At 58.7% G+C, this 12,542-nt stretch carries 9 protein-coding genes and 2 rRNA genes; all 11 read left to right on the plus strand.

The features are described 5' to 3' along the window. Positions 1-64: 64 nt before the first annotated feature. The 11 genes from CLU87_RS05935 (at position 65) to glnL (ending at position 12,501) form a co-directional block, all read left to right on the plus strand. Positions 65-2,943 (plus strand): 23S ribosomal RNA (locus CLU87_RS05935). A gap of 141 nt (positions 2,944-3,084) precedes the next feature. Then, positions 3,085-3,197 (plus strand): 5S ribosomal RNA (gene rrf, locus CLU87_RS05940). 100 nt (positions 3,198-3,297) lie between these two features. Further along, on the plus strand, positions 3,298-4,050 hold the full coding sequence (locus tag CLU87_RS05945; protein WP_099729847.1) for a 16S rRNA pseudouridine(516) synthase: 753 nt from the start codon (positions 3,298-3,300) through the stop codon (positions 4,048-4,050). 274 nt (positions 4,051-4,324) lie between these two features. Further along, positions 4,325-5,311, plus strand: a complete 987-nt coding sequence (locus CLU87_RS05950; protein WP_099729848.1) for a YncE family protein — start codon at positions 4,325-4,327, stop codon at positions 5,309-5,311. Positions 5,312-5,334: 23 nt separating this feature from the next. After that, complete coding sequence (locus CLU87_RS05955) at positions 5,335-6,156, plus strand: polysaccharide deacetylase family protein (RefSeq protein ID WP_099729849.1); 822 nt, start codon at positions 5,335-5,337, stop codon at positions 6,154-6,156. A gap of 97 nt (positions 6,157-6,253) precedes the next feature. Beyond that, entirely contained in the window at positions 6,254-7,267 is a 1,014-nt protein-coding gene (locus tag CLU87_RS05960; protein WP_099729850.1) for a sterol desaturase family protein, read from the plus strand. 35 nt (positions 7,268-7,302) lie between these two features. Continuing rightward, a complete protein-coding gene (locus CLU87_RS05965) occupies positions 7,303-8,244 on the plus strand; it encodes an EI24 domain-containing protein (protein WP_099732060.1) in 942 nt (313 codons plus the stop codon). After that, positions 8,241-9,062: a molybdopterin-binding protein gene (locus CLU87_RS05970; protein WP_099729851.1), complete on the plus strand. Its 822-nt coding sequence runs from the start codon at positions 8,241-8,243 to the stop codon at positions 9,060-9,062. The genes CLU87_RS05965 and CLU87_RS05970 overlap by 4 nt, the downstream gene beginning before the upstream one ends. Before the next feature lie 172 nt (positions 9,063-9,234). After that, positions 9,235-10,650, plus strand: coding sequence for a type I glutamate--ammonia ligase (gene glnA, locus CLU87_RS05975; RefSeq protein ID WP_056067757.1), 1,416 nt, complete (start codon positions 9,235-9,237; stop codon positions 10,648-10,650). A gap of 222 nt (positions 10,651-10,872) precedes the next feature. Next, positions 10,873-11,394, plus strand: a complete 522-nt coding sequence (locus CLU87_RS05980) for a hypothetical protein (RefSeq protein WP_056067114.1) — start codon at positions 10,873-10,875, stop codon at positions 11,392-11,394. Between the two features lie 81 nt (positions 11,395-11,475). After that, positions 11,476-12,501, plus strand: a complete 1,026-nt coding sequence (gene glnL / locus CLU87_RS05985) for a nitrogen regulation protein NR(II) (RefSeq protein ID WP_043566259.1) — start codon at positions 11,476-11,478, stop codon at positions 12,499-12,501. Positions 12,502-12,542 lie beyond the last annotated feature (41 nt).

The following is a 12,542-nucleotide window of genomic DNA, read 5'->3' on the forward strand; positions in this document are numbered from 1 at the left end:
GGTGAAAGACCTGGCAAGTCCTTGAGATGACGGCGATATCTTGAAAGAGATGTCAAAGTTATAGGGTCAAGTGACTAAGAGCATGTGGTGGATGCCTTGGCGATTACAGGCGACGAAAGACGTGATAGCCTGCGATAAGCTTCGGGGAGCTGGCAAATAAGCTTTGATCCGGAGATTTCTGAATGGGGAAACCCACCTCGCAAGAGGTATCGCATACTGAATACATAGGTATGCGAGGCGAACCGGGTGAACTGAAACATCTCAGTAGCTCGAGGAAAAGACATCAACCGAGATTCCGAAAGTAGTGGCGAGCGAAATCGGAAGAGCCTTCTAGTGATAGCACGACTGTTAGCAAAACGGGATGGAAAGCCCGGCCATAGCAGGTGATAGCCCTGTATGCGAAAACAGACGTGTGGTACTAAGTTAGAGAAAAGTAGGGCGGGACACGAGAAATCCTGTCTGAATATGGGGGGACCATCCTCCAAGGCTAAATACTCGTAATCGACCGATAGTGAACCAGTACCGTGAGGGAAAGGCGAAAAGAACCCCGGGAGGGGAGTGAAATAGATCCTGAAACCGCATGCTTACAAAAAGTAGGAGCCCGCAAGGGTGACTGCGTACCTTTTGTATAATGGGTCAGCGACTTACATTCAGTGGCAAGGTTAACCGAATAGGGAAGCCGTAGAGAAATCGAGTCCGAATAGGGCGAATCAGTCGCTGGGTGTAGACCCGAAACCAAGTGATCTATCCATGGCCAGGATGAAGGTGCCGTAACAGGTACTGGAGGTCCGAACCCACTAGTGTTGCAAAACTAGGGGATGAGCTGTGGATAGGGGTGAAAGGCTAAACAAACTTGGAAATAGCTGGTTCTCTCCGAAAACTATTTAGGTAGTGCCTCAAGTATTACCTGCGGGGGTAGAGCACTGTTTAGGCTAGGGGGTCATGGCGACTTACCAAACCTATGCAAACTCCGAATACCGCAGAGTACAGCTTGGGAGACAGAGCACCGGGTGCTAACGTCCGGACTCAAGAGGGAAACAACCCAGACCGCCAGCTAAGGTCCCTAAAATTGGCTAAGTGGGAAACGAAGTGGGAAGGCTAAAACAGTCAGGATGTTGGCTTAGAAGCAGCCATCATTTAAAGAAAGCGTAATAGCTCACTGATCGAGTCGTCCTGCGCGGAAGATGTAACGGGGCTAAGCCAGTTACCGAAGCTGCGGATTTGCAATTTATTGCAAGTGGTAGGAGAGCGTTCTGTAGGCCTGTGAAGGTGTCTGGTAACGGATGCTGGAGGTATCAGAAGTGCGAATGCTGACATGAGTAGCGTTAAAGGGGGTGAAAAGCCCCCTCGCCGTAAGCGCAAGGTTTTCTACGCAACGTTCATCGGCGTAGAGTGAGTCGGCCCCTAAGGCGAGGCAGAGATGCGTAGCTGATGGGAAACAGGTCAATATTCCTGTACCGATCAATAGTGCGATGTGGGGACGGAGAAGGTTAGCTCAGCCAACTGTTGGATATGTTGGTTCAAGCCTGTAGTCGTGCTCGGTAGGCAAATCCGCCGGGTTTAGATGAGGGGTGATAACGAGTCTGCTTGCAGACGAAGTGAGTGATACCCTGCTTCCAGGAAAAGCCACTAAGCTTCAGCTATTGACGACCGTACCGCAAACCGACACTGGTGCGCGAGATGAGTATTCTAAGGCGCTTGAGAGAACTCAGGAGAAGGAACTCGGCAAATTGATACCGTAACTTCGGGAGAAGGTATGCCCCAAGTAGGTGAACTCGTACAGAGGGAGCCCAACGGGGTTGCAAAAAATCGGTGGCTGCGACTGTTTAATAAAAACACAGCACTCTGCAAACACGAAAGTGGACGTATAGGGTGTGACGCCTGCCCGGTGCTGGAAGATTAAATGATGGGGTGCAAGCTCTTGATTGAAGTCCCAGTAAACGGCGGCCGTAACTATAACGGTCCTAAGGTAGCGAAATTCCTTGTCGGGTAAGTTCCGACCTGCACGAATGGCGTAACGATGGCCACACTGTCTCCTCCTGAGACTCAGCGAAGTTGAAATGTTTGTGATGATGCAATCTCCCCGCGGAAAGACGGAAAGACCCCATGAACCTTTACTGTAGCTTTGTATTGGACTTTGAACAGATCTGTGTAGGATAGGTGGGAGGCTTTGAAGTGAGGACGCTAGTTCTCATGGAGCCAACGTTGAAATACCACCCTGGTGTGTTTGAGGTTCTAACCTAGGTCCATTATCTGGATCGGGGACAGTGCATGGTAGGCAGTTTGACTGGGGCGGTCTCCTCCCAAAGCGTAACGGAGGAGTTCGAAGGTACGCTAGTTACGGTCGGACATCGTGACGATAGTGCAATGGCATAAGCGTGCTTAACTGCGAGACTGACAAGTCGAGCAGATGCGAAAGCAGGACATAGTGATCCGGTGGTTCTGTATGGAAGGGCCATCGCTCAACGGATAAAAGGTACTCTGGGGATAACAGGCTGATACCGCCCAAGAGTTCATATCGACGGCGGTGTTTGGCACCTCGATGTCGGCTCATCTCATCCTGGGGCTGTAGCCGGTCCCAAGGGTATGGCTGTTCGCCATTTAAAGAGGTACGTGAGCTGGGTTTAAAACGTCGTGAGACAGTTTGGTCCCTATCTTCCGTGGGCGCTGCAGATTTGAGGAAGCCTGCTCCTAGTACGAGAGGACCGGAGTGGACACACCTCTGGTGTATCGGTTGTCACGCCAGTGGCATTGCCGAGTAGCTAAGTGTGGAAGAGATAACCGCTGAAAGCATCTAAGCGGGAAACTCGTTTCAAGATGAGATCTGCCGGGGCCTTGAGCCCCCTAAAGAGTCGTTCAAGACCAGGACGTTGATAGGTCAGGTGTGGAAGCGCAGTAATGCGTTAAGCTAACTGATACTAATTGCTCGTGCGGCTTGACCCTATAACTTTGATAGCCAACACGCTCACAGCGTGAAGCTCAAAGTCTGTTATGCCAAGTTAGACGCAGTCAAAACAAAAATCTGATTCCAGACTCTATGAATTTGCCAGGCAGTTCACAAAAACTGCCCAGCACCAAGTTATGCCTGATGACCATAGCAAGTTGGTCCCACTCCTTCCCATCCCGAACAGGACAGTGAAACGACTTTGCGCCGATGATAGTGCGGGTTCCCGTGTGAAAGTAGGTCATCGTCAGGCTCTTACAGCCCAGAAAACCCCAGTCAGATATGACTGGGGTTTTTTGCTTTCCAGGCGCACAAAAATCATCCCTTCTCGCTGACCCTCCAGGGTATTGACCATGCAACTACAAGACATCCTGTATTCCCAAGGTTTTGGTACGCGTCGTGTTTGCGCGGGCCTGATTCAGCAGGGATGGGTCTCGGTGCGTGAGGCATGTTCGCCCAATGCCGAGTACGTGCTCTGCACGGAGGCTACCGCAGGCTATGAACCCGAAGGACTGCTGTTACGTGTACAGGGTGTGGATTGGCCGTTCCACGCCAAAGCCTACGTGCTGCTTCACAAACCCGCCGGCACGGAGTGTTCTCAGAAGCCTTCTACGTACCCCAGCATCTATACGCTTCTGCCTCCGCCGTTGCGTCAGCGGCCCACGAAGAGTGCGGTTCAAGGAGTGCAGGCGGTGGGGCGCCTTGATCAGGACACAACGGGTATGTTGCTATTGAGCGATGACGGGCAATTCATTCATCGCTTGAGTTCGCCCAAGAAGCATGTTCCGAAGGTTTACCAAGTGACGACCAAACACCCGGTGGACGAGACACAGGTGTCGAAATTGTTGGCGGGGGTTGTGCTGGACGATGATCCCAAGCCGGTGCGTGCTGCAAACTGCTCCATTGTGGATTCCCATCGCTTGGATATGACGCTGACTGAGGGCAAGTACCACCAGGTCAAGCGGATGATTGCAGCAGTTGGCAATAGGGTGGAGGGGCTACATCGCTCTCGCATTGGACGCATGGATTTGCCTGCGGATTTGGCCCCCGGCCAATGGCGATGGCTCAATGCTTCCGATCTGTCACTGTTGAACAGCAATGCTTGAGCATGTTATCTGGAGGAGCGGCCTCTTTTGACTAGCTCAGAGCGCGCGGCCAGGGCACTGTGCCTCATGTCGTTGATCCCTTGACTGCCGAGGCCGGGAGAGCTCTGCTGGCAAGTTATGGTCTCGCCCTGCGATATGGCTTGGCACTCCAGGCTGCGTCAATACCGGGATGACCTGAGTCAAAGAGAGCACGATCACCCTGATGTTACGTGTTGTCGCTCGGGTCCGCGCTGGGCGCGGCGCTACACTTCAAGGCTGTGTTGAAAGTGGTTTTGTGAAGATTCTCTCGATTGCACGCATCTGCGTCGTGGCCCTTGGTGGGTGGTGTTACTCCTTGGCCAGTGTGGCGGCGGGCGCTCCGCCGCTTTTTGTACTCAATTCGCTGGAGGCCAACGTTAGCGTCATCGACCCGGTGACCTGGACGGAGACGGCCCGCATACCTACAGGTAAAGAGCCGCACCATCTGTATCTGACCCCCGATGAAAAGTCGATCATCGTGGCCAACGCGCTTGGTGACACGCTGACGTTCGTAGACCCCCGTACCGCCGAGGTGCAGCGTACCGTACGTGGCATTGTGGACCCCTACCATCTGCGATTCAGTCCCGACATGAAATGGTTCATCACGGCCGCCAACCGTCTGAATCACGTGGACTTTTACCGCTGGGACGGCAGGGACCTGACCCTGGTGCAGCGCGTGGCAACATCGCGCACCCCCAGCCATCTGTGGATCGATAGCCGCAGCACCACCGTCTATTCGACCATGCAGGACAGTGACGAACTGGTGGCGATTGATATTGCCACCCAGACCATCAAATGGCGTGTCAAAACAGGCCCCATGCCTGCGGATGTCTACGGCAGTCCCGATGGCAAGCACCTGTTTGTAGGACTGACGGGCGGTGACAGTGTGGAGGTGTTCGATATCTCCGGGCGTGAAGCGGTCAGCGTCAAGCGGATCAAGACAGGCAACGGTGCACACGCCTTTCGCGCTGCTGGCGACGGGCACCACCTGTATGTGAGCAATCGCGTGGCCAACTCGATCAGCAAGATCGACATGAACACCCAGCAGGTCGTCGAGTCGTACCCCGTGCCGGGCGGGCCGGATTGCATGGATGTTTCGGCGGATGGCCGTTATATCTACGTCAGTTCGCGTTGGGCCCGGAAGCTGTCTGTGGTGGACACCCAGGCAAAGAAGGTGGTGCGCCAAGTCAACGTAGGTAAATCGCCCCACGGCGTATGGACCCTGCAACACGCGCCACGTTGAACGCGGTACAGCCGGTCAGCGGTATGTTCCTCAGCGCTTTTTGTGGATCACGCAGCAGGCGTCGCGATGCTATTGTGTTGATAGCTATTTGGGCATGTTTCACGAGCGCTACCGCGCAGAATGAATGCAAAAAGCCCCTGTACCTGACCTTTGACACTGGCCACATGGAAGTGGCGCCTTTGGTGTCTGAGGTGCTCAGGCGCCAGCAGGTGCACGTGACCTTCTTTGCTGCAAATGAGCGCACGAAGGAAGGCGATGGAAGTCTGGGAGACCATTGGGCCCCATGGTGGCGTGCACGCGCCGCGGAGGGCCATGAGTTTGCTTCCCACACCTGGAATCACACCTACTGGCGTGCCGATGCTGGCGGCGCGTCGCATCCGGCATTTCGGGTCCGTCCCTCTGCGGGACAGCGTGAGGGGCAAAGCTTTGTGATGTCCGCAGCTGAATACTGCGAAGAAATTGCCCGTGCTGCGGATCGTTTGAAGGCCATTACCGGCAAGACGCCTTTGCCCCTGTTCCGCGCGCCTGGCGGCAAGACCTCTGCACAATTGATTGCCAGCGCGAAGGCCTGCGGTTACGCGCATGTGGGGTGGTCGCCTGCCGGCTTCTTGGGGGATGAGCTGCCCAGTGAGACGGCCAGCAACACCGCGCTGCTGAACAAGGCGCTGCGCGATGTGCGCAGTGGCGACATCCTGCTGGCGCACCTGGGGATCTGGTCGCGCAAGGACGCCTGGGCGCCCGCTGTGCTGGAGCCTTTGATTGAAGGGCTCAAGCAGCGAGGGTTTTGCTTTCGCACCTTGCGGGATCATCCTGACTATGCGGCCGCAGCGGCTCAGGTTCGCTAGATGGGCTGTGGGATCAAGTTGGATCGCGTGCGCCGTGGCTGAGGGCGCACTCGTCGCATGTTTGCATGATTAACCAGGTGCCAGGGAGCGCGACACGATGGGATGGCTAGGCGGTGTATTTGATAGCGTGCAGCAATGGCTTTTTGAGAGCGTGCTGCAGCCGCTGATGTTCACCACAGGGCTGGCCAGCCTGCTGGAGAACGGTTATGAGGCATCCGGCTGGCTGCTGGTGGGATTGCTGCAGCTGGTCGTCATCGTGGCTGTGATTGGCCCCATGCAGCGCTGGTGGCCGGTGGAGCAGATCAATGACCGCGCCACCATCCGCACTGACATCCTCTACACCCTGATTCACCGGCTGGGACTGTTCCGGCTGGCGCTGTTTTTCACGGTGGATCCGCTGGCGGATTCACTGTTTGGTGCCTTGCGTGTGGCGGGTGTCAGTACGTTCCAGCTCGATGGCCTCTGGCCGGGTGTGACGGACATCTCCTGGGTCAGCTTGCTGCTGTATCTGGTGGTGTTCGATTTTGTGGACTACTGGATCCACCGGGGGCAGCATCACTTTGAGTGGTGGTGGCGCCTGCATTCGCTGCACCATGCACAGCAGCAGATGACGATGTGGAGCGACAACCGCAACCACCTGCTCGATGACCTGCTGCGCGACGTGATTCTGGTGACGGTGGCGCAGCTGATTGGCGTTGCGCCGGGGCAGTTCATTGCCATCGTGGCCATCACCCAGCTCAGCGAGAGCTTTCAGCACGCCAACGTGCGGCTGTGGTTTGGTCAGGTGGGTGAGCGGCTCTGGATCAGCCCCCGGTTTCACCGCCGGCACCACAGCATTGGCATTGGCCACGAGACGGTCAAGCCTTCGGCCGAGACAACATCGGGCCAAGCAGCAACGCCGCCGCGTGTGGTACTCGGCGGGCATAACTTCGGGGTGCTTCTGCCCTGGTGGGACATGCTGATGGGCACGGCCAACTTTGAAAAGCGCTTTGACCCCACGGGCGTGCGCGACCAGGTCGAGCCCGGCCCCGATGGCCGTGTGCGCGACTACGGCGCGGGGTTCTGGTCCCAGCAATGGCGGGGCGTACTGAGGTTGCTGGGCAAGGCCTGAGCGGCTTGGCGGGCGCTGCCTGTATGCTTGCCGCCATGGGATTACTGCTTGATTCTTTCTGGCGTGCCGCTGCCTATTGCCTGCGTCCACGGGTGATTGCGCTGTCGCTCTTGCCTCTGTTCTTGATGGCCGTTTTGACACTCGGCCTGGGTTACTTCTACTGGGACGCGGCGGTACAGGGGATGCGCGCATTGCTCGATGCGTCCTCGTTGCTGGCCAGCGTTTGGGGTTGGCTTCAGGGCTGGGGCCTGGGGGATGTGACTGCTGTCATGGCGCCGTTGATGGTGGTGCTGGCGGTGGCGCCTGTGCTGGTGGTGGTATCGCTGCTGGCCGTAGCGGTACTCATGACCCCCGCCCTGGTGGCATTGGTGGCTGCGCGGCGGTTTCCGGATCTGGAGCGCAAGAAGGGCGGGTCCTTCATCGCGAGTGTGGCCTGGTCGGTAGGGTCCACGGTGTTGGCGCTGGTGGCGCTGGTGGTGTCCGTTCCGCTGTGGCTGGTGCCGCCGCTGGTGCTCATCCTGCCGCCGCTGATCTGGGGTTGGCTGACCTACCGTGTGATGGTGTTCGACGCCTTGGCAGACCACGCCAGCAAGGAAGAGCGCCTGGAGATATTCCGCCGCCATCGCAGTAGCCTGCTGGGCATTGGTATCGTCACAGGCTATCTCGGGGCGGCGCCCAGCATTGTGTGGGCATCGGGCGTGGTGTTTGCCGCCGCGTTTTTTGTGCTGGTGCCGCTGGCGATCTGGATCTACACCCTGGTGTTCGCGTTTTCCTCGCTGTGGTTCACGCACTACGGTCTGGCCGCCCTGCAGCGCTTGCGTGCCGAGCGGTCCACCATGGCGCCGACGACCGGGCACGCCCCATTGGCCGAAGCGGCCGCGCATCCCAAAGACGCGCCAGCTCTGAACATGGCGGCACCCTCAGCCCCCGTGCTGCCGCCCCCTGCAAATCCGAACCCTGGAGACAATCCACCATGACCCCCACCTTTGGTCTCATCATCGTCGGTGACGAGATACTGTCGGGCAAACGGGCCGACAAGCACATGCCCAAGGTGATCGAGCTGCTATCGGCGCGGGGCCTGTCGCTGGCCTACGCCGACTATGTGGGCGACAGCCCGGACCGCATCACGGCCACTTTGCAGCGGGCGTTCGCGTCGGCCGATGTGGTGTTCTCGTGTGGCGGCATTGGCGCAACCCCTGACGACCACACGCGGCAATGTGCTGGACGTGCCCTGGGCCGGGATCTGGCCCTGCACCCAGAAGCCGAGGCGCTGATCCGCGAACGCATGCAGGATGTGGCGCGCGAGCAGGGCGTGCCCTATGAGCCCGACCGGGCCGACAACGTGCACCGCCTCAACATGGGCATGTTCCCGGTGGGCGCGCGCATCATTCCCAATCCCTACAACAAGATTCCCGGCTTCAGTTGCGACGGGGCTGGGGGCGGTGCAGTGCACTTCGTTCCGGGCTTCCCTGTCATGGCCTGGCCCATGATCGAGTGGGTGCTGGAGCAGCACTACGCAGCCCATTTCAACCGTGCGCCGCAGACCGAGCAGTCGGTGGTGGTCTTTGGCGCGATGGAGGCCTCGTTGACACCTCTCATGGAGCAGATTGAGAAATCGCACCCGGATGTGCGGGTGTTCAGTTTGCCCAGCGTAGATCATCCACAATATGGGCGGCATATCGAACTGGGTGTCAAAGGGCCCGCGTCCTCGGTGCCTGCTGCATGGCAGGCTTTGAAAACAGGATTGCACGAATTTGGTGCGAATTGCGGCCCTGAATTGGTGCGCAACCTGTGAGACTCAGATTTGGTAGACGGATTGCACCGTATTGGTGCTTTTTCGCGCATGCCACGCCGACCTGTCGCGGGTAGCGCTCCTTCATAGTGCGGTGCTGCACTCGGCTGGCACGCAAACTGCTTTTATTTCGGCAAACTCTTTTTTCAACAAGCGCTTTATCCAGGAGAACCTGATGGCCAAGACCGTTGCAGACGTGATGAAGATGGTGAAGGAGAACGAAGTCAAGTTCGTTGACTTCCGTTTCACTGATACCCGTGGCAAACAACAGCACACCACGGTGCCCGTCTCTCACTTCGACGAAGACAAGTTCACTTCGGGCCATGCCTTTGACGGCTCGTCGATCGCCGGTTGGAAGGGCATTGAAGCCTCCGACATGCAGCTGATCCCCGACCCGAGCACGGCCAACATCGATCCGTTCTTTGAAGAAACGACGCTGATCCTGACCTGCGACGTGATCGAGCCCACCGACGGCAAGGCCTACGACCGCGATCCCCGCTCCATTGCCAAGCGCGCTGAAGCCTACCTGAAGGCCTCCGGCCTGGGCGACACGGCCTACTTCGGTCCAGAGCCAGAATTCTTCATCTTCGACGGCGTGCGCTGGAGCACTGAACCCAACAACACGTTCTACGAAATCGAAGAGTACGAAGCCCCCTGGAACACAGGCGCCAAGCTCGAAGGCGGCAACCGTGGCCACCGCCCCACCGTCAAGGGCGGCTATTTCCCCGTGCCTCCCGTCGACAGCACGCAAGACATGCGCGCCGAGATGTCCCTGATCCTCGAATCCCTGGGCATTCCGGTCGAAGTGTTCCACCACGAAGTGGCGGGCGCCGGCCAGAACGAAATCGGTACCCGTTTCAGCACCCTGGTTGAGCGCGCCGACTGGACCATCCTGCAAAAGTACGTGATCCACAACGTGGCCAACGCCTACGGCAAGACCGCCACTTTCATGCCCAAGCCTTACCACGGCGACAACGGCTCCGGCATGCACGTGCACCAGTCCGTCTGGAAGGACGGCAAGAATCTGTTCGCTGGCGACGGCTATGCTGGTCTGTCGGACTTCGCGCTGTACTACATCGGCGGCATCATCAAGCACGCACGTGCCCTGAACGCCATCACCAACCCCGGTACCAACAGCTACAAGCGCCTGGTGCCTCACTTCGAAGCACCGGTGAAGCTGGCCTACTCGGCCAAGAACCGTTCCGCTTCGATCCGTATCCCTTACGTGGCCAACCCCAAGGGCCGTCGCGTGGAAGCCCGCTTCCCCGATCCACTGATGAACCCTTACCTGGGCTTCGCAGCCCTGCTGATGGCCGGTCTGGACGGAGTGGAAAACAAGATCCATCCTGGCGAAGCCGCTACGAAGGACCTGTATCACCTGCCTCCAGAAGAAGACAAGCTGGTGCCCACCGTGTGCCACAGCCTGGACCAAGCCCTGGAACATCTGGACAAGGACCGTGCGTTCCTGACCAAGGGTGGCGTGTTCACCGACAGCATGATCGACGCCTACATCGATCTGAAGATGAACGAAGTGACCCGCTTCCGCATGGCAGTGCACCCTGTCGAGTACGACATGTACTACTCCCTGTAATCGTCTGCCTGCAGACCATTGCTCAAGAAAAGGCGGCGCAAGCCGCCTTTTTTCATGGACGGGCGGAGGCGTTACCTGCGCTGAACGCGTGCGGTGGAACCAAGACGCCAGGTGTTGCATCCGTATACACAGCCCTTCAAGGGTCTGCCCTTGTTGGATTGGAGATGTAGGGTGATTGGGAGATACTCCCCTGTCCCCTGCATGTCAGTGCGAGGAAACCGAATGAATAAAACGCTCATCACCCTGCTCCTCATCGCCGCCACCGTCCCCGCAGTCCAGGCGCAAGACCGCATTTACCGTTGCGGCAACGAATACACCAACAACGCCCAGCAAGCCAAGGAGCGCGGCTGCAAACTGGTGGAGGGCGGCAACGTTACCGTGGTGCAGGGCACCCGCCCAGCGTCTGCCGCAGCTCCTGCAGCGGGTGGTGCGGCAGCCCCGTCGTCTGCGACCTCGCCTGCCAACGCTCCACGCGTCAGCAACAACGAACAAAAATCCCGCGACTCGGATGCCCGCGCGATTCTGGAGTCCGAGCTGCGCAAGGCGGAAACGCGCCATGCCGAGCTGCTCAAGGAATACAACAACGGCGCCCCCGAGCGCAACGCACTCGATCTGCGCAACCCCCAGCGCTACACCGAACGCACGGCCGAACTCAAGGCCAGCGTGGCCCGCAGCGAGAGTGACATTGCGGGTATCAAGCGCGAGATTGCCCGCTTGCCTGCCCCTGCTGCACCCACCAACTGACCGCGGTGATTGCGTGTGAGTGCCCCTTCTTCCTCCGACCTTCCCGGCACTGACACCGGGCGTTTTCATTCCCTGGACCTGATGTCCACCCTGGTGGCGGTGCTGCGCGCTGACGATGGCGCGGTGCAGTTTGCCAATGCCGCGCTGGAAAACACACTGGGCCTCTCGCGCCGTACCCTGGAAGGGGCGGACTTCTCCACCTTCTTCACCGACCCGGCACTGCTGCAGACCGCACTGGCGGGCGCCCGGGGCAAGGACTTTGCCGCGCTGCGCTACGAGGCCAGCCTGAAGCGCTTGCACCAGGACCCGGTGCCCGTGCATGTCAACGTGGCCGATGCCGAACAGGTGGGCGAAATCCTGGTGGAGCTGTGGCCCTTGGAGCAGCAAGCCCGCCAGGACCGCGAAGAGCGCCTGCGCGACCAGGCCCAGGCCAACAAGGAGCTGATCCGCAACCTGGCCCATGAGATCAAGAACCCGCTGGGCGGCATTCGGGGCGCGGCGCAACTGCTGGAGATGGAGCTCGATAACCGCGAGCTCACCGAATACACCCAGGTCATCATCCACGAGGCCGACCGCCTGCAAAGCCTGGTGGACCGGTTGCTAGCCCCCCACCGCCACCCGCATCTGGTGGGCGACGTGAACATCCACGAGGTGTGCGAGCGGGTGCGCTCGCTCGTGCTGGTCGAATACCCGCAGGGCCTCAAGGTACAGCGCGACTACGACACCTCCATTCCTGAGTTTCGCGGGGACCGTGCGCAACTCATTCAGGCGGTGCTGAACATCGTGCAGAACGCGGCCCAGGCGTTGTCAGAGCGTATCGCCAAGGGCGATGCCGTGATCACGCTGCGCACACGTGTGGCCCGCCAGGTCACGTTCGGTCGGCAACGCTATCGGCTGGCACTGGAATTGCATGTCATCGACAACGGACCGGGCGTACCCGATGCCATCAAGGAGAGGATTTTTTACCCCTTGGTGTCGGGTCGGGACGGCGGATCAGGGCTGGGGCTGACGTTGGCGCAAACCTTCGTGCAGCGACACCACGGGTTGATCGAATGCGACAGCGTACCGGGTCGCACCGACTTCCGAATCCTGATCCCCTTGCCTTGACAGCGCACGACGGTCCCTGACACGCAACCACAGGGAAGGTA

It is taken from the genome of Acidovorax sp. 59, assembly GCF_002754175.1.
In the GTDB taxonomy this organism is placed as follows: Bacteria; Pseudomonadota; Gammaproteobacteria; order Burkholderiales; family Burkholderiaceae_C; genus Acidovorax; species Acidovorax delafieldii.

What these genes read in the sequence shown, in the direction of transcription:
- CLU87_RS05945 (WP_099729847.1), top strand. Translation starts at nt 3,298, where the DNA reads ATGCAACTACAAGACATCCTGTATTCCCAAGGTTTTGGTACGCGTCGT.
- CLU87_RS05955 (WP_099729849.1), top strand. Translation starts at nt 5,335, where the DNA reads ATGTTCCTCAGCGCTTTTTGTGGATCACGCAGCAGGCGTCGCGATGCT.
- CLU87_RS05960 (WP_099729850.1), top strand. Translation starts at nt 6,254, where the DNA reads ATGGGATGGCTAGGCGGTGTATTTGATAGCGTGCAGCAATGGCTTTTT.
- CLU87_RS05965 (WP_099732060.1), top strand. Translation starts at nt 7,303, where the DNA reads ATGGGATTACTGCTTGATTCTTTCTGGCGTGCCGCTGCCTATTGCCTG.
- CLU87_RS05970 (WP_099729851.1), top strand. Translation starts at nt 8,241, where the DNA reads ATGACCCCCACCTTTGGTCTCATCATCGTCGGTGACGAGATACTGTCG.
- glnA (WP_056067757.1), top strand. Translation starts at nt 9,235, where the DNA reads ATGGCCAAGACCGTTGCAGACGTGATGAAGATGGTGAAGGAGAACGAA.
- CLU87_RS05980 (WP_056067114.1), top strand. Translation starts at nt 10,873, where the DNA reads ATGAATAAAACGCTCATCACCCTGCTCCTCATCGCCGCCACCGTCCCC.
- glnL (WP_043566259.1), top strand. Translation starts at nt 11,476, where the DNA reads ATGTCCACCCTGGTGGCGGTGCTGCGCGCTGACGATGGCGCGGTGCAG.